17 protein-coding genes and 1 pseudogene are annotated in these 17,477 nt (G+C 55.3%); 2 read left to right on the top strand and 16 right to left on the bottom strand.

Going from position 1 to position 17,477, the window contains the following annotated elements:
- Positions 1 to 4: 4 nt before the first annotated feature.
- Positions 5 to 1,333, bottom strand: coding sequence for a type I glutamate--ammonia ligase (gene glnA, locus MCACP_RS09790; RefSeq protein WP_406676588.1), 1,329 nt, complete (start codon positions 1,331 to 1,333; stop codon positions 5 to 7).
- A 123-nt stretch (positions 1,334 to 1,456) separates the two neighbouring features.
- Positions 1,457 to 2,590 carry a PRK06851 family protein gene (locus MCACP_RS09795; RefSeq protein ID WP_406676589.1) on the bottom strand — a complete coding sequence of 378 codons (1,134 nt, stop codon included), beginning with the start codon at positions 2,588 to 2,590 and terminating at the stop codon, positions 1,457 to 1,459.
- Positions 2,591 to 2,723: 133 nt separating this feature from the next.
- Between MCACP_RS09795 and MCACP_RS09800 the strand changes: the two genes are divergently transcribed.
- Entirely contained in the window at positions 2,724 to 3,212 is a 489-nt protein-coding gene (locus tag MCACP_RS09800; RefSeq protein WP_406676590.1) for a hypothetical protein, read from the top strand.
- Here MCACP_RS09800 and MCACP_RS09805 read toward each other — a convergent pair.
- From MCACP_RS09805 to tnpA, 14 genes are all read right to left on the bottom strand, one after another.
- Positions 3,160 to 3,780, bottom strand: a complete 621-nt coding sequence (locus MCACP_RS09805) for a UbiX family flavin prenyltransferase (protein WP_406676591.1) — start codon at positions 3,778 to 3,780, stop codon at positions 3,160 to 3,162. The genes MCACP_RS09800 and MCACP_RS09805 overlap by 53 nt on opposite strands.
- 139 nt (positions 3,781 to 3,919) lie before the next feature.
- On the bottom strand, positions 3,920 to 5,023 hold the full coding sequence (locus tag MCACP_RS09810) for a M24 family metallopeptidase (RefSeq protein ID WP_406676592.1): 1,104 nt from the start codon (positions 5,021 to 5,023) through the stop codon (positions 3,920 to 3,922).
- Positions 5,024 to 5,042: 19 nt separating this feature from the next.
- On the bottom strand, positions 5,043 to 6,299 hold the full coding sequence (locus MCACP_RS09815; protein ID WP_406676593.1) for a benzoate/H(+) symporter BenE family transporter: 1,257 nt from the start codon (positions 6,297 to 6,299) through the stop codon (positions 5,043 to 5,045).
- Between the two features lie 153 nt (positions 6,300 to 6,452).
- Positions 6,453 to 7,895: a hypothetical protein gene (locus MCACP_RS09820; protein ID WP_406676594.1), complete on the bottom strand. Its 1,443-nt coding sequence runs from the start codon at positions 7,893 to 7,895 to the stop codon at positions 6,453 to 6,455.
- The gene (locus tag MCACP_RS09825; protein ID WP_406676595.1) at positions 7,879 to 8,514 is read right to left on the bottom strand and encodes a 4Fe-4S binding protein; all 636 of its coding nucleotides are present in this window, start codon (positions 8,512 to 8,514) and stop codon (positions 7,879 to 7,881) included. Before MCACP_RS09825 ends, MCACP_RS09820 begins: the two co-directional genes overlap by 17 nt.
- Positions 8,515 to 8,517: 3 nt before the next feature.
- On the bottom strand, positions 8,518 to 9,537 hold the full coding sequence (gene dmpG / locus MCACP_RS09830; protein ID WP_406676596.1) for a 4-hydroxy-2-oxovalerate aldolase: 1,020 nt from the start codon (positions 9,535 to 9,537) through the stop codon (positions 8,518 to 8,520).
- Entirely contained in the window at positions 9,534 to 10,409 is an 876-nt protein-coding gene (locus MCACP_RS09835) for an acetaldehyde dehydrogenase (acetylating) (protein WP_406676597.1), read from the bottom strand. The genes dmpG and MCACP_RS09835 overlap by 4 nt, the downstream gene beginning before the upstream one ends.
- A gap of 68 nt (positions 10,410 to 10,477) precedes the next feature.
- Positions 10,478 to 11,251 carry a 2-keto-4-pentenoate hydratase gene (locus tag MCACP_RS09840; protein ID WP_406676598.1) on the bottom strand — a complete coding sequence of 258 codons (774 nt, stop codon included), beginning with the start codon at positions 11,249 to 11,251 and terminating at the stop codon, positions 10,478 to 10,480.
- Positions 11,226 to 12,146, bottom strand: a complete 921-nt coding sequence (locus MCACP_RS09845; protein ID WP_406676599.1) for a molybdopterin-binding protein — start codon at positions 12,144 to 12,146, stop codon at positions 11,226 to 11,228. The genes MCACP_RS09840 and MCACP_RS09845 overlap by 26 nt, the downstream gene beginning before the upstream one ends.
- Before the next feature lie 91 nt (positions 12,147 to 12,237).
- Positions 12,238 to 13,044, bottom strand: a complete 807-nt coding sequence (locus tag MCACP_RS09850) for a nicotinate-nucleotide pyrophosphorylase (RefSeq protein WP_406676600.1) — start codon at positions 13,042 to 13,044, stop codon at positions 12,238 to 12,240.
- A complete protein-coding gene (locus MCACP_RS09855) occupies positions 13,034 to 13,843 on the bottom strand; it encodes an IclR family transcriptional regulator (RefSeq protein ID WP_406676601.1) in 810 nt (269 codons plus the stop codon). The genes MCACP_RS09850 and MCACP_RS09855 overlap by 11 nt, the downstream gene beginning before the upstream one ends.
- 467 nt (positions 13,844 to 14,310) lie before the next feature.
- Positions 14,311 to 15,885 carry an IS66 family transposase gene (tnpC, locus tag MCACP_RS09860; protein ID WP_406676602.1) on the bottom strand — a complete coding sequence of 525 codons (1,575 nt, stop codon included), beginning with the start codon at positions 15,883 to 15,885 and terminating at the stop codon, positions 14,311 to 14,313.
- An 80-nt stretch (positions 15,886 to 15,965) separates the two neighbouring features.
- Positions 15,966 to 16,322, bottom strand: coding sequence for an IS66 family insertion sequence element accessory protein TnpB (tnpB, locus tag MCACP_RS09865; RefSeq protein WP_406676603.1), 357 nt, complete (start codon positions 16,320 to 16,322; stop codon positions 15,966 to 15,968).
- On the bottom strand, positions 16,316 to 16,642 hold the full coding sequence (tnpA, locus tag MCACP_RS09870; RefSeq protein ID WP_406676604.1) for an IS66 family insertion sequence element accessory protein TnpA: 327 nt from the start codon (positions 16,640 to 16,642) through the stop codon (positions 16,316 to 16,318). Before tnpA ends, tnpB begins: the two co-directional genes overlap by 7 nt.
- Before the next feature lie 88 nt (positions 16,643 to 16,730).
- Here tnpA and MCACP_RS09875 point away from each other — a divergent pair.
- Positions 16,731 to 17,465 (top strand): annotated as a pseudogene (locus MCACP_RS09875) (SDH family Clp fold serine proteinase); the annotation flags it as partial.
- Positions 17,466 to 17,477: the final 12 nt, after the last annotated feature.

Genomic DNA, 17,477 nt, shown 5'->3' on the forward strand with positions numbered 1-17,477 from the left:
CCGCCTAAAACTTGGTCAGGTACTGATCAATTTCCCACTGGTGCACCCTGGTGCGGTATTCCTCACACTCAATCCGTTTGGCTTCCAGGAAACGCTGGTAGATATGGGGACCCAGGGCTTCACGAATAACCTGATCCTTCTCTAATTCATCCAGGGCTTCATCCAGGGTGCCTGGCAGAAGTTCAATACCATTGGCCTTCAGGCTGGCTTTATCCATGTCATAAATGTTACCGTTCACCGGGGGCGGTGGCTGGATACGCTTCTTTATTCCATCCAGGCCGGCTTTCAGCATGACGGCAATGGCCAGGTAGGGATTGGCCGAGGGATCGGGATGGCGTACCTCCAGCCGCGTGGACAGGCCCCGTTTGGCCGGGATACGGATTAAGGGGCTACGGTTTTGCGGTGACCAGGCAATATATACCGGCGCTTCATACCCCGATACCAGGCGTTTATAGGAGTTAACCGTCGGGTTGGTAATGGCTGTCATCCCCCGGGCATGGGCTATCAAGCCACCGATAAAGTAGTAGGCAGTTTCACTTAACTGCAGTTTATCTTCCGGGTCATAAAAGGCATTTTTACCATCGCGGAAAAGGGAAATGTTACAGTGCATACCTGACCCGGCTATGCCGTAAATGGGTTTAGGCATAAAAGTGGCATGGAGGCCGTGGCGCTGGGCAATGGTACGCACCACGAACTTGAAGGTGGCGATATTGTCGGCCGTTCGCAGGGCGTCGGCATACTTAAAGTCGATTTCATGCTGGCCCGGGGCCACTTCATGGTGGGAAGCCTCAATTTCAAAGCCCATCTGCTGCAGGGTCAGGACCATGTCCCGCCGTGCGTCTTCGCCAAGGTCAACCGGGGTCAGGTCAAAGTAACCGGCGCGGTCGTGCGTCTCCAGAGTCGGGCGGCCGTTGGCGTCGGTATGGAAAAGGAAAAACTCCGCTTCCGGCCCAACATTCATCGTAAAGCCCATGGCTTCCGCTTCGGCGATAACCCTTTTCAGCGTTCCCCGCGGGCAGCCGATAAAGGGCGTGCCGTCAGCGTTGTAAACATCGCAGATGAGCCGCGCTACAGCATCGCCGTTGGGTCGCCAGGGAAAGATGGTAAAGGTGGTGGGGTCCGGTCGCAGGTACATGTCTGATTCCTCTATGCGGACAAAACCTTCAATGGAAGAACCATCAAACATGAGTTCATTGTTGAGGGCCTTGGGTAGCTGCTCGATTGTAATCGCTACATTTTTTAAAACACCAAAGATATCAGTAAACTGCAGGCGGACAAACTTGACACCTAAATCAGCCGCTTGTTGTAAAATTAACTCCCGGCCTTCGGCCATAAACTAGCTTCCCCTCTCTAAAGATTAAAGCGCCCCGGTAAAAGGACGCCTCTTTACTTATACAAATAGATTATATCATCCGTCCCTTCAGGATTCAACAATTTTTATACCTACCCCATCCGGCTATACCTGACCCAGCATCTCGGCCGCATAACCCAGGATGCGCTGGAGAATTTCTTCCCGTTTGGCATTAATGGCTGCAAAATCCATGGCCGGGGTGTAATAACTTTCCATATGATCATGGGTAAGTTTTGCCTCACGAATATGGGCTATAGCCCGGTCGAGGGCCGCCTGGTAACGCACAACGGCGCTGGCAATCTCATTGCCGTAGAGGTTTAAATGCTCCCTGTCAATAAAGCGGTTTAAATCTAAAGCCATAGCTACCTGGAGCCCGGGGATGGCCTGAACGTCAATATCATGGGGCGGCTGCCAGTTCATCGCCGCCGCCTGGATTTCCGGGATAATAACCATATCAATATTGTTGGGGTCAAAGGGGCAGTGGTAAACTTCGGTATCAAGGCCTTTCTCGTGGGCCATTCGCGCTACCGCAGCCAGGATCCCCGAAACACCGGTACCCGGGTCCCCGGCAATGGTAAAAAGACGCCGGATATCCTGGAGCAGGGTTTCCACGTTGCCGGTCACCAGCCCCTGGGGTGTCAGGGCGGTGGCAAAGAGATGGCGTTCCCGGGCCTTTACGTTATAACGGGGCCGTACCCCGGCAAAAATAGCTTCGAGGAGTTCCGCCTTGGCCTGGTAGACCCGGGGTATAATCATGCTTTCGGCTACATAACTCTCCCACTCATCCCGGATCACCCTGGCCTCCTTTAGAGCACTGTAGGCAATGCGGTACAGGCGGCTGATGCGGGCATTATCCTGCAGGACCTGCTCCTTGCTGGCCCGCATCTTGTCCTCATCCCAGTAGTCGCCCAGATGGATAATTTCATCCACCGCCCCCGGGTTTTTGGGGTCAAAGATGTGAGGAGCGGTGCCGTCGATAATGGCTACCCGGATCTTAGGTATAACTACCCCGTCGAGGGAGTTGTTGTCCGAAGAACAGCAATGGAATTCCACATCAAAACCCCGCTCCAGCATGGCTTCGCCAATCTTACGCATGAAGGTGGACTTGCCCACTCCGGGGCCACCTTTGACAACAAAGATGCGCGTGGCATCGGGTTCAATGATAAAATCGTAAAAGGAATAAAAGCCCATGCAGGTATTGCCGCCGGGAAATACCTTCTTTAATTTACCTTTCGGCATGGCTGTCCCCTCCCTTGCTGGCCTGCATACTAAGCTCGAGCCTCTCCATTACATGTTATGCAGCCGGCCGCGGGAATTTCTGCTGCGGCTCGAGGAAATGAGTGGAACCAGATTTTAAGGAGGGCCTTATAGCTTGGACATCGGCGAAAGCCTGGTCGGCTCCTATTTTAAATACGTCCTGGGCTGCAAGATCGTTGTCTACAACTGCCACCTGGAGGGCGGCGGCGAAATAGACGTGATCGCCCTGGCGCCGGACGGCAGCAGGGTCTACCTGTGTGAAGTAGCCACCCACCTGCGGGGTCTCCTCTACGGTGACAGCAACGCTGCCACGTGCACGCGCATAGCGCATAAAATAAAAAGGGCGGCTGCCTTTGCCGCCGCCAATTTCCCCGGGTGGAAACCGGTTTTCATGCTCTGGGCCCCGGTCGTGTCCCGGGGCCTGGTGCGAGATCTGGTTGCCATAAAAGAAAACTGCCCCGCTCAGGGCATCACGGTAGAGCTGGTCCTCAACCATAACTATACCGCCTGCATCCGCCGCTTACGGGAAGCGGCGCGGCAAAATATTAAAACTACCGACGAACCTGCCTTCCGCTTGCTTCAGATTCTGGAACACCTGCGTTAAGATTTGTCTTCTCACCGCCGCGCCAGCGTGTTTCCAGCTCGAACTCAAGTCCAAGTTGGTCCATAATGCGCCCCACCAGGTGGTTAACCAGGTCGTCAATATTCCGCGGGTGGTAATAAAAAGCAGGCATGGGAGGCATAATAACAGCCCCCAGCCGCGCCAGGGTCAACATATTCTCCAGGTGAATTGCATGCAAAGGCGTTTCCCGGGGGACAAGGATAAGCTTCCGGCCTTCCTTTAAAGTAACATCGGCAGCCCGTATAATTAAGTTTGCCGCGTATCCGTGAGCAATCCCGGCCAGGGTTTTCATACTACAAGGTACGATTACCATACCCTGGTGCTGGAAAGAACCGCTGGCCAATGGCGCCGTCAAATCGTTTTCCGGATAGTAGTGAGCGGCCAATTGGCGGAGATTTTCTTCTTCGAGGCCTGTTTCAAGACGAAGGGTTTCCCTGGCCCAGTGGCTTAAAACTAAATGCACCTCGACCTCCTTAGTTTTTAAAGCTTCTAGCAGCCTGACGGCATAGATGGCGCCGGTAGCTCCGGTAACCGCCACGACTAATTTCATGTAGTATTTTCCCCTTCCCGTACTTTGCCAGGTGCTCCGTGTTAACCATAATTTAATCCTCCCAGTACTGTCAAGCATCAATTGAAATGTCAACTGCCTTCCGTAAAAAACGCTCCAGGATAAACCTGGAGCGCCTTTATTATATCTGTACTAATTCCCGCGGGTAATCCGTCAGGATCTCATTCTTATTCTCGCCAACGTAAATAACATCTGTCACCCTGGGTCCGCCAAGGCCGGGACGGTAAATAGTAGGTAGCAGAAGATCTACTACCATGCCGGCCTCGATAACCTCCGTGCGGCCTTTTCCGATGATCGGGTAAAACTCCGACTGGCGCAGGCCTACGCCGTAGCCGACCACGTCCAGGTAGCTGCTGCCGTAGCCGGCCTTTTCCACCACCTCCCGGGCGGCGGCATCCACATCCCCTGCTGTGGCCCCCGGCCTTAAGATATCTATGGCCCGGCCCTGGGCTTCTAGCAGGACCTGATACACCTTTTCCTGCTCGGCCGGTATTTTCCCTACTGCTACAGTTCGACATATCTTGGCACAGTAGCCTTCGCAGGTCGCTCCCAGATGGATCACTACTACTTCACCAGGGACAATTTTTTTATTGCTGGCACAGGGATGGGTGAGGAGGGTGCGCTCCCCTGATATTACCTGGGGCCGGAAGGAAGAACCACCGGAACCTGCCTTCAACATGGCGTATTCCGCCTCCGCCAGGATATCCAGCTCTGTTACCCCCGGCCGGACGCTTTTGATGGCCGCTTCCATGCCGCGGCAGGCGGCTGCCGCCGCCCGCCGCATAAATTCAATTTCTTGAGGTTCCTTAACTGACCGGATCCGGTAGAAAAGATCGGCAACACCTATAAAATTTTTCTCTGGGAAAGCCTGGCGCAGGCCGTCGTAGACAGCGAAATCGACAAAGTAGCGTTCAAAACCTATACGTGGTTCCTTAAAACCGTACGCCTTGATCCGTTCCACGACCTTGCTGGCCAGGCTCTCCCGCGGGAAATGATAGCCATAAGTTTTGAGCCCCGACTCCCGTTCTACATAATCCGCATCCAACCAGAGGGTCACAGCACATGGCTCACCCTCCCTGGGAATGAGTACGGCCAGGCACTCAATCTGGGTAAGGCCGGTAAAATAAATCAGGTTTTCCCGGTTGACAACGAAAAGCAGGTCCAGGTCTTTTTTTACCATCAGTTCCCTGGCCTTCTCAATCCGGTAGGCATAACGGGCTGGCAAGGCCATCACCCTCCATCAATCAGGCGTTACTTTCAAAGTCCTTGGGTTCCACCAGCAGGGATACAACCACCCCGCCCACCAGGGCCCAGAAGGGAGCGCTAATCTTCAGGACGGTGATTCCCGACATGGCGATGACCAGGGCAAAGAAAGCCCCCACTTTAAACTTTTTAGACGCAAAGGCCATTTCAAAAGAACTAACTAGAACACCGATCATAGCAAGGCCAGCCAGGAGAGATACCAGGTCCGCCGGCAAAGCCTTGACAAAGGGTACGGCTACGCTGGCAACAAGGCCAAAAGCTCCAAAAGTAACACCATTAACGATACTGGCTGCATAGCGGCCGTTTTTATCTTCTCCTGCTTCACTGGAAGCGCAGATAGCCGTCATGGGACCGGCAATATTGGCATTATGCCCTCCGAAGAAGGAAGTCACTATACCGCCAATGCCGCTGACAATGGTCATCATATTAATAGGGGGTTTATACCCTTCGGCCATGAGGACGCCGATGGCCTGGGCGTTTTCAGCCCCGACCACCAGTGCCGCGAGGGGAATACCAATGGATAAAAAGGAGCCCAGGCTGAACTCTGGCCAAAATACCTGGGGAGCAATCCACTGAACGTTGACAGCCGAAAATTTAAAACCGCCAAAAAAGAGGGCCGCGATTACCCCGGCTACCAGGGCCCCCAGGACAGGCGACACCTTTTTCGTTAACCGGGACATAAGGAGGTAGACCAGCAGGCCGATACCGGCAATCAGGGGTGCCTTTTGGACCGAGGTGACAATCCCGGTACCAAAACGGATCATTGCACCGGCGATCATAGCCATAACAATTGGTCCCGGCAGCCAGCGCATAACTTTACCAATGAGGCCGGAAATACCCAATAAGAGTACCAGGACGCCAGCTATAAAATAGGCACCTACTACCTGGTTAAAGGGGAATAAAGGTATGGCCGAAGCGAGCATCACAGCTCCCGGGATCGACCAGGCGCCGCTGATGGGCTGTTTGTAGTAACCTGCCAGCAATATGCCCAGCAGGCCACCGAAGAAGTAGATAGAAAATAGCCAGGAAATGGTCTGAGCCTGGGTCAGCTTACCGGTAGCTGCAGCATTCATTACAATCAAAGCCGGGCCGGTGCAGCCAAAAACAGTGGCAATAATGCCTGCTGTAATGGTATTTACATTCAAGTTGCGCGGTAGGTCGCCAAAACCCGAAGCATACCCTGGACCGTGTTCAACCAGGCCACTCTTTCGAGGTGTGGTGGCTTTAGCAATTGCCACAAATGGACCCTCCTTCAGAAATTTTCTGGCATACTTTATACTCATATTCATCGTAATAACTGACGGGGAGCGGCATTCTCCGGTGAGAATGCCGCGTACCCCATCCAGGAAACTCCTAACCGGGCATTGATATGCCTTTTCACCGCTCAGAAGTTATGCGCCCTGCTTCAGGTGAGACATATCCACACCCCGTTGCCGCAGCCACTTGGGCAAGAGTTCATTCTCTACCCGCTCGCTGACGGCCGGCGCTTTTTTGAGCAGCAGCTCCGCCAGGGGCTCGCTGACGTTGATACCGCCCATGGCGCCGTCAAAGATGAGGACCTTCCTGGTGCCGGTAGCCTTATAGGCAAACTCCATGGCCGCTTCCGTGCTTTCGGCCACCACCGCGTGCTTCATATAGGTCAGGTTCTGCGGGTCGCGGTTGAAGAGGTCCGCCTGCTCCTGGCCCACTACCACCGTGGGGATGTGCTCGCTGAAGAAGGCGCTGGGATAACCCGTCCAGGCGTAGTTGTGCACGCACATCTTAATGGCCGGGTTAACCGGTGGTATATCTTTCAGAAGCGGCTTCCCAGCCTTGCCGTAGAAGGCTTCCGTGTACCAGGTATAGGCCGGCAGGGGCATATCCAGGTCATACAGATCTGTATTGGCCCCGGCAAAGTTGGCGTAAATAACCCCGGCCGAGAAGACATACACCACCGGGCAGGGGAAGTCCAGGGCGGCAATGCACTCATCGATCTCGCCGAAGAGGGTCATCATCTTGCCGTAGTAACGGCAGCCGATCTGGGTCACTCTGTCATTCAGAGCGTAGAGATCGCTGTCGGCATCAACGCCGATGATGCCGTTGGGTGCCACCGTCAGGAAGGAAGCAAAGGCAAATTTCTTCTGGACAAAGGGCGAGTCAAAGATGGCCCTGGCCGTAAAGTTGGCCGCCCGCGGCCCCAGGTTCTGGTGATAGGTGGACCGGGTTTCAATGCGGGCGTAGGACATGCCGAAGGGCTTCACGGCCCGGTCTACCTGGCGGTGGAAGTGGACCTCGCGGACATCGCTGTTATGGGCATGGACAATCCAGTCGGCGTCGTAAATCTTGCGGATGCCATATAACGTGCCGATCTCGGTTTCAATGGGTATCCCCTGGTCAATGGGGGCCACACCGATGGCCTTGCCGTCAAAGTGCTTGTCCAGGCCATAACGCTTGATATACTCTTCCGTCTCCCGGAAGCGCAGGCCCACTCCGGCCCTGAGGCGGATATTCTTACACCCCGTCCGCGCCTCAATGACGTCTTTTATTGTCTTTAACATTTCTGCATAAGGTTCGCCGCCTAAAAGGGTAAAGCCGTGGTGGGAAGCCAGAATGTTAACCGAATGCTCCGGCTTGATCTTGCTCATATCGATTTTTTGTAAGGCTTCCTCCGTAGCTTTACGGACGGCAGCAACTCCCCCTTCACCCGGATAAATTACTTCCGGCAGATCGGGGAAAAGCTCTTTGAGCAGTACAGATGTCATTCCCGGTAGTTCGCAGACCCTGGTTTTAACTAACGCCGGGTCAATGCCATACTGGGATTGCCTGGGTGGTATAGGTTTAATGGGAGGACGCACAGGATTCCCTCCTTCCCTGTACAGGTGCTGCCACTACCCGGTCCAAAAGTTTGATGTCTTCGTCAAAGTAAAAGCCGCGGGTAGCATACTTGCGCTTGACTTCGTCAGGAATCTCCCACACCGTTACTGTGCGGCCGTACCACTGCCAGCCGTCTTGGGGCGGTTCCGGCTTAATGCCGGCCGCTTCCAGGAGGCGCAAAATAGGCTGGATGCATTCCACCTTGCATCCGGTACGGGCACCAGTGAGGAAAGAAACCTCTTCCGGGGACTTAGCCCCCTGCAGAATGGCGGCAGCTACTTCATCCGCCCGGGTGGCAGTGCAGTAGCAAATGATTTGCTCCGGGTTCAGCCGGGCGCGGCGGCAGAGATCTTCCACCCGGTCATAATCAACGGCGCTGACGTCGACTTTGACCACTACCGGCCGCTCCCGTTTTACCATGGTAATGGCATAGTCCGGGCAGCGCTGCTCGCAGGCGGCACAGCCGCGGCAGCGTTCTCCATCCACAACGGCTTTCCGGTTCTCTACCTTGATAGCCAGAACCGGACAAACCTTCTCGCAGGTTTTACATCCCCGGCACTTACCGGCATCCACTTCAGCCAGCAAATTGACAACCTTCAAAGCTTATACCCCTCCTCTCTTTTGCGCTAACTGGTAAGCCACATCAACAATCATATCTTCCTGTCCCCCGACCATCCGCCTCCTTCCCAGTTCAACTAAAATGTCCCGGGGATCGAGGTTGAATTTCTCGGCCGCCCGGTAGGTGTGCAAGAGGAAGCTGGAGTAAACACCGGCATAGCCCAGCATCAAGGGTGCGTTTCGCACCACCTGGGGCCGGTGCATGATGGGCTCAACGATATCTTCAGCTACATCCATAATCTTGTAGAAATCAACACCCGTCTGGTAACCAGCCTTATCCAGGACGCCCACCAAGGCTTCCGTCTGGGCATTGCCGGCCCCGGCGCCTAAGCCCCGGCAGGTACCATCCAGGAAGGTGGCTCCCGCTTCCACGGCAGCCAGGGCATTGGCCGTAGCCAGGGTCAGGTTGTTGTGGGCGTGGAAACCAACAGGTACATTCACTGCTTCCACCACAGCGCCGACGCGGGCTTTAACATCCTCCGGCAACATGGCACCGGCCGAGTCGGCGATATTAATATAGTCGGCTCCGTAAGATTCAAAGAGTTTGGCCTGCTCGACTACCTTTTCCGGGGGTACCATGTGGGCCATCATCAAAAAGCCTACGGCCATCATGCCCATTTTTTTGGCGATGCCAATATGCTGTTCGCCGATATCGGCTTCCGTAACATGGGTGGCCACCCGCACGACTTTGGCGCCGCAGTCGGCCGCCATCTTCAGGTCATCGACAGTGCCAATACCGGGCAGCAAAAGGACGGTTAATTTGCCTTTCTTGATTGCCCCACTGGCGGCTTTGAGCAGTTCTTCTTCACTTACTGCCGACCAGCCGTAGTTAAAGGAGGAACCGGCCAGGCCGTCGCCATGGGAAACTTCAATATATTCCACTCCGGCTGCGTCCAAGCCCGCAGCAATGGCGGCAACTTGTTCGGCCGTGAACTGGTGGCTGACGGCATGGCTGCCGTCGCGCAAGGTTGTATCGACCAGGTGGATAAATTTGGAGTTACTCATGCTGCCACCTCCCCTGCTAGAATTTTTTGGGCGAGTTTTTCAGCTACTGCTACCGCAGCCGAGGTGATGATGTCCAGGTTTCCGGAATACTTGGGTAAGAAATCGCCGGCCCCTTCCACCTGGACAATGACCGTTACTTTGTTTCCATCTAACAAAGGTGGCACCCGGAGCTGGTAGCCCGGGACGTAGCTCTGGATTTCCTTCACCATGGCCTCTACTGAGGCCCGGATGGCCTGCTCGTCCGGTTTTTCTACCTCGACGTAAATGGTGTTGGTCATCATTATGGGCGGTTCGGCTGGGTTCAGGATGATGATGGCTTTGCTTTTTTGAGCTCCACCGACCACCCTCAGGGCCCGGGCTGTCGTCTGGGTAAATTCGTCGATATTCTGGCGCGTGCCCGGTCCCGCGCTTTTGGAGGAAATGCAGGCCACAATTTCGGCGTACCTGGCACCAGCCACCCGGTTGATGGCATAGACAATGGGCACCGTAGCCTGGCCGCCGCAGGTTACCATGTTGAGATTGGGTTCGGCTTTGACCTGGTCCAGGTTGACACAGGGCACGACATAGGGGCCGACGGCGGCCGGCGTCAAATCGATGGCGATTTTACCGGCCTCTTTTAAAAGCGGGGCGTGCTGCAGGTGGGGCTTGGCCCCGGTGGCGTCGAAGACAATCTTGATGTCCTCTTCGGCCAGGACGGCATTGATGCCTTCGATAGAGGTTTTAATGCCCAAGTTCCTGGCCCTTTTGATGCCTTCTGACTCGACAATGCCAGCCATGAGAGCCATCTCTAAATGCTGGCTGCGCAGGATCTTGTACATCAGGTCGGAACCGATATTCCCTGGGCCGATGACGGCCACTTTTACTTTTTCCACACTCACATCCCCTTTAATTTGAATTGGTTTTCGTTCGCTCACTCCAAACCAAAGTCATTTGTTTTTTGTTAAATAAACTTCAGGCTCAGGCTGCCCAGGCCGTGGAAGGAAACGGTGAAGACATCGCCGGCGCTGGCGTTTTCGGCTGCCGTGACGGCACCGGATAGAATGATTTCGCCGGCCTCCAGGGCGATGTCAAAGGCAGCCAGTTTATTGGCCAGCCAGGCCACGGCTGCCGCCGGGTGCCCCCAGACGGCGGCACCGGCGCCGCTGCTGACCACTTCGCCGTTCTTCTCCAGCACCATGCCGATGAGGCGCAGGTCCAGGTCTTTGATGGGCACCATGCGGCTGCCCAGGACCAGGCGGGCGCTGGAGGCGTTGTCGGCAATGGTGTCCGGGAGCTTGATCTTCCAGTCGCGGATGCGGCTGTCGACAATCTCAAAGGCCGGCATGATGCCTTCCGTGGCCCGGAAGACGTCGGCAATGGTTACCCCCGGGCCTTTGAGGGTGTCCTTTAAGATAAAGGCCAGTTCTCCCTCCACCCGGGGTAAAAGGAGTTCATCCCGCCGGCAGGGTTCGCCCTCGAGTAGCAGCATGTTGTCCAGCAGGTGGCCGTAGTCGGGTTCGTTTACTCCCAGGAGCTGTTGCATGGCCCTGCTCGTCAGGCCGATCTTTTTACCAATGACCTTGCTCCCCCGGGCTTTCTTCATCCCTACGCCGGCCAGCTGGATGCGGTAGGCATCTTCTACCGTTAAATCGGGATAAGTGCTGGTCAAGGGTTCGATGGGTTTACAGCTGGCTTCTGCTGCCAGGAGTTCAGCGGCAATGGCCTGGTATTCCATGTTCGTGGCCTCCTTCTTTCATTACACTGCGCCAGCGTTCCCGCAAAGCGCCGGCTATATATTCTGCCAGGGCGTCTTTCTCCAGCCCCTGCTCCAGCCCGGATAGAAGCCGGTCACAGCCCAGCCTGGCTTCTTCGTGGGGACCGGGCAGGGCTACCAGGTAGGCCAGGCCCACCCTGCCCACGGCAATGCGCACCCCTTCTTTATGGTGACGGTGATAATCCGGTTTAAACTTCAGGATCCAGGGGGTACAGGCCTCCGGGTCCAGGCGCAGGATGGCTTCGATGCTGAAATCTTTATCCTCGGCTCCAACCCCGCCGGTAGTAATAATGAGGCCGTAGCCTTCTTCCAGGGCCCCTTCCAGGCGGTTGGCCGCTGCTACGGCGTCGTCCTCGAGGATGCCGCCGAACCTTGCCTGGTAGCCTGCTTTTTCCAGGGCCGCTATAATATAAGGTGAATTAGTGTCTTTGATTTTCCCGGCTATAACTTCGGCTCCGGAAGCAAAGACTATGGCCCGCCGGGCGACGGCCCGGCTGATATCCCGGGCCAGGGTGACCGTTTCTTTCAATACCCGGGCGGCTTCTTCCGGCTCCAGGGCAATTAAACCCAGGACCCCTTCAGAGTGGACGGCGGCTCCCGGTTTTAAAGTTACCCCCGGTAACTCCGCCAGGCGCCGTAAAATTTCCTTTTCCTTGCCGGCTACCGCTTCCGCCCGCACCCGGCGCCGCAGGATGTCAAAGGCCACCAGACCGGGCCGAACGTCGACGACCATGACCTCCCGGGCCGGCAGTTCCAGGGCGGCGGCTGCCGCCGCGGCAACCCGGCCCAGGTCGGCGTCGGTTAGTTCAATGTTATCGATCCAGAAGGTTGTTTTCTCCAGCAGGTCCCATTCCACGGGTTATCCCCCCCTTCTTATGCTTTTTGACCCGACAATTAGTGTATAATTTGCTTGAGTTGGAATGTACAGGAAAATGTTATGCTTTCGTTTATAGCGAAATCCCTTCCACATCCAGGCTTAAGTCTAAGAGGGGCGCGTCGATAATGGCCCGGCCGACATCGACGATGTCCGCCCCGGCGGCAATTACTTCCTCAAGGCCTGCCGGCGTAACGCCGCCGGCAAAGGCGAGTTTTACTTTTTCCCGCCAGCCGCCCTGCTGCGCTGCCGTCACCACGGATGCCAGGTCCTCCAGGCGGCCGGTGTCTACCATAATAATTCCCGCCCCGGCCTTTACCGCCGCCTCCGCTTCAGCGGCTACGGGCCGGCCTTCCCCGCGGATTTGGACGGCGATCACCCGCCCCGGGTCATAAGCTCGCGCCCGGCCCACCGCCGGCTCGATGCCTCCCAGGAGGCGGACGTAATTTTTATCCAGGTAGATAAAGGGCTGATCGGTAATCCGGATGCCGGCACCGCCGGTAGCGATGGCCTGGCGCAGCTCGCCTCTTATTTCCGGAGCCACCTTTTTCCACGCACCGCAGACGACTTTTATTCGCCCTCCGGCCTGCCGGACAAAATCAGCCGCCGCCGTTGCCACTCCGGAGGGCTTACCAACAACTCCCAGGAGCATTTCTTCAGCCCGGATAATCGCCGGGGCCTCGCCCCTGGCCCGGAAAAGGCAACTGCCAGGCTCCAAAGCATACCCTTCGGGGGCCGACCAGGTTACTTCCAGCCCCAGCTCGCCTGCCAGCTGCTTTAACCTGGCTGCCCCGGAGAATATTCCCCTTTCCCTGGCGGTGATGGTAAAAGCCAGGGCCTGCCTCCCCAAAGGGGCAAAGAGAAACTCTCTAAGTTCCACTGATATCACTTCCTAAAGCAGGCCGGTATCCCAGCCCGGCCGATATCTCCGCTGCCGTCCGGGTGACCAGTTCTACGGCCCGCTGGAACTTCTCTCCCTCCAGCCTCGCTACCGGACCGGCAACGCTAATGGCAGCACATACTTTGCCGTAATGGTCCCTTATTGGCGCTGCAACACAGCGCAGGCTGTCCATAATTTCCTCATTGTCTACGGCATACCCTGTTGCCCGTATCTTTTCCAGTTCCGCCTCCAGCCGGCGCGGGTCGGTGATGGTATGGCGGGTATAGCGGGCCAGGCCTTTGGTCGCGATGATCCGTTTCACCTCGCCGGGGTGCAGGTAGGCCAGCAGCACCTTGCCTACCCCGGTACAGTGGGCCGGCAGGCGCATTCCGACCTGGGAAACAATCCGCAGGGACTGGTGGCTTTCCCGCTTGTCAATATACAGCACTTCACCCTTATCAAGAATCACCAGGTGGACCGTCTCTTCCAGCTCGTCTACTAGTTTTTGTATATAAGGACCGGCTACTTTGCGTACGTCCCAGTTATTGGCTACTATATTACCGATTTCAAAAAGGCGTACTCCCAGGCGGTAACGGCCGTCGAAGGGCGACTGCTCCAAATAGCCGAAATCCCGCATGGTCGCTAACAAACCATGGAGGGTGCTTTTGGGCAGGTCCATAGAACGGGCTATTTCTGCCAGGGACATATCTCTCTGGTTGGCGGCCAGCAGGTCGAGGATCATTAATGCCTTGGCCACCGAGCGAATCCGTGATGGATTATTCTGGTCCTTTGTTGCCATTTTGCCAGCCCCATTCTATATAATCGAACTAGATTTGATGTATTTAGTATACAATAGTTTTCCGTCAAAAGCTACCCTTTCCGGGCTGGCAATGTTCGGCAATATCAAACGCTATGCGATATTTACGTTAAAACAAATTCGCCATTAATTTTGGTATTCCTGCTGTACCATAGCCCCGTTCGTTCGGGATTATCGTAAATTTATTTGCCATAGCGAACAGGGAAAATCATGGTACTTCCATACCGGAACTGGCATATCCTGGTGGTAATAAAGGGATAATATTTAGAAGACCAGCAAAAGGAGGTACCCCGCCCGTGGATTTCCTGAGTATCATCTGGATCATCTTTTTGATCTCCGCCTTTTTGCCCATGCTGCACCAGCGGCGCATCGAAGCCGCCCGCCTGCACCTTATCCGTGTAAGCGTAAAATAGCCCCCACCTATCACCGAGGTGGGGGCAAAAACAAGCTTAACTATGCATACGGCAAACAGGAGGCAAAGTTTCCGACCAAGGCAGGAGTTGATCCAGGGCATCTTTATCCTGGAGGTCCAGGTTGGGTAATTTTTCAAAGAGGTAAATAAGGTACTGGAAGGGATTTAACTCGTTTTCTTTTGCCGTTTCTATGATGCTATAGGTAATGGCGCTGGCTTTGGCACCCCGCGGGGTGTTGGCAAACAACCAGTTCTTGCGGCCGATGACGAAGGGCTTGATGGAACGTTCACTCCGGTTGTTATCGAGTTCCAAGCGCCCGTCTTGTAAAAAAGCGGTTAGTTTATCCCATTGGCTAAGACAATAGTAAATCGCCTGCCCAAAGGAGCTTTTGGGCAGCACCTGCGCTTTCTGTTTTTTTAGCCACGCCAAAAAGGCGTCCAGCATGGGCCGGCTGCGCACCTGGCGGATTTGATATCGTTCCTCTGGTGGAACTTCTTTCAGGTCACGCTCTATGGCAAAAAGCTGGTTGCAGTACTCCAGCCCCTCCCTGGCAGCCACGGCTGCCGAACGTTTCGCCTCCGGCAGGGCCTTGAGCGCCTCATCGAACTTGCGCCGGGCATGGGCCCAGCAGCCGACCAGGGTGACATCTGGAAGTTCATTGTAGCCGGCATAGCCGTCAACGTGCAAATAACCCTTAAAACCTGACAGGAAGCGGCGGGGGTGTTTGCCGGCCCGGGTGGTCTGGTAGTCGTAAAGGATGATGGGGGGTCCGTCCCGCCCGGTACGGTAAAGCCAAAGATATGATTTGGTGGTAGCTTCCCTCCCGGGTTCCTGCAGCACCTGTAAGGTGGTCTCGTCGGCATGGAGGATATCTCTTTTAAGCAGGTATTCATGGAGGCGGTCATAAATATGGGTTAGCCAGGTGTTGGCTCCATGGAGCACCCAGTTGGCCATTGTCTGCCGGGAAAGGTCTATCCCCAAACCTTTAAACTGCTGCTCCTGGCGGTAGAGGGGTAGGCCTGCCCCGTATTTCTGGGTCATGATGTAGGCCAGGAGGGAGGGAGATAGGGGGCTGCCGGGAAGTACAGGAGCAGGCATGGGTGCCGTGATAACGGGAGTACTTATCTCCTCCTTCTCGCAGCGGCGGCAGGAATAGACGTAGCGCACATGTTTGACCACTTTCACCTGGGCGGGGATTACTTTGAGTTCCTGCCGCACCTCGGTGCTCATTTCATGCAAAGGGCCGCCGCAACACGGGCAGACCCGCTCTTCTTCCGGCAGGCGGTGCTCTATTACTTCTACCGGCAGTTCTTCCAGGTTCATATCCCGGCGGCTGTGTTTTTTGCGGCGCTGGTAGGTGATGGTTTCCAAATCCGGCTCAGGTGCTTCCGGCCGGGCTTCCGCTTCCGCTTCGTTAAAAAGTAAAAGCTGCTCTTCTAAAGGCTTGGTCCGTTCGCTGGAAACACCGAATTGCCGCTTCTTGCTTAAACGAAACTGCTCCATAAACCAGTTTAGCTTGGCGGTTAGTTCGGCATTCTCCCGTTCCAGCTGAACACAGCGCTCTTGCAGCTCTTCTATAGTCATGGCAGCGATAGATTGAGAAGTGTTCATGCATTAATGATTCGACGAATCGCTTCGAATTCCTCTAGAATCAACCATAAACAGAAAATATTTCTTTCTGGTACTTTATATTACAAGATGGTGCGCGCTTTTACCTCGGGATGGGCTTGGGGCTGTTTTAAGGGGAGGCCGTCAAGCAGCCAGCGCAGCTCCCGACGGCTTATGGTGATGGTTGCCGAAGTGGTATCTTGAGGCCATAGGAATTTGCCCTTCTCCAGCCGGCGGTAATAAAGCCAGAAACCGTTGTGCTCCCAGTGGAGGATCTTTAGTTTATCCCTATTGCGGTTACAGAAAACGAAAAGGCAAGAAGAGAAGGGGTCCAGTTCAAACCCTTCCTTGACCAGCACCGCCAGGCCGTCAATGGACTTGCGCAGATCCGTTGCACCGCAGGCGAGATAAACCCGGTCGATGCCTGTTTCGTTTAGCATAAAGCCACCAGCGCCTTAACCACCTGAGAAAGCAAGGCGGGATCAAAGCCGGGCTTTACTTCGATGCTGACCGGTCCTACATTAACCAGTAAAGCGTGGCCCTGTTCTATAGAAGCCTGCTCGGTTATTTTTACCGGCAACCACCGGTTTGAGTTTCCCGGGGAAACCGCATCCTGGTTTTTATACTTCCGCAGCCAGTACCATAATTGCTTGGGGTTAACGTCCTCATGGGAGGAGCACCATTCTTTTACGCTCTGCCCACTCTTCTTGTATTCAGCTATCCGGGTTTCCCATAGTGCTTGCCGTTCGGCTTTGGTCATAAAAAATCCCCCTCCATTGATGTTCTTGAGGGAGATTATCCTATAAATGTTGCTTTGGTGCTAGGTGGGTTGGGTTTGACGCTTACTTATCCGTACTTTTGAAAGACAGAGGAATTCGCGCCTCATCACCCTCATTCATCGCCAGGAAGCCCTGAGTTTTCTGGGCATTCCCCTTACCCGCTATATCAATATCGAAGACTCGGAGCAGCTTCTCCGGGCCATCCGCCTGACCCCTGACGATATGCCCATTGACCTGGTCCTCCATACTCCCGGCGGCCTTGTCCTGGCCGCCGAGCAGATAGCCCACGCCATTTTAAAGCACCCGGCCAGGGTAACCGTCTACGTTCCCCACTACGCCATGTCCGGCGGCACCCTCATCGCCCTGGCAGCTGATCAAATCATCATGGACGAAAACGCCGTCCTGGGCCCCGTTGACCCCCAGCTGGGCGAGTACCCGGCGGCCTCAATTCTCAAGGTTATCGAGGAAAAGGATAAAAACGAGATTGATGACCGCACCCTTATCCTGGGCGACATCGCCCGTAAAGCTATGCGGCAGGTACGGGAGAGCCTGGTTGAGCTCCTGGCTGAAAAAATGGAGCGCCAGAAGGCCGAGGAACTGGCTACCATTTTAAGTGAAGGTCGCTGGACCCATGACTATCCCATCAGTGTGGAGCAGTTAATAAAAATGGGGCTGCCGGTGAAAACCGGTTTGCCCCGGGAAATATATCAGCTTATGGAACTCTATCCCCAGCCGGCCGGCCGCCGGCCATCAGTCCAGTATGTGCCCCTGCCCTACAGCCGCCGCGATGGGGGGCGGCGTTAATTTCCGGGAGCA

Source organism: Neomoorella carbonis (assembly GCF_045278715.1).
Taxonomy (GTDB): Bacteria; Bacillota; DSM-521; order Neomoorellales; family Neomoorellaceae; genus Neomoorella; species Neomoorella carbonis.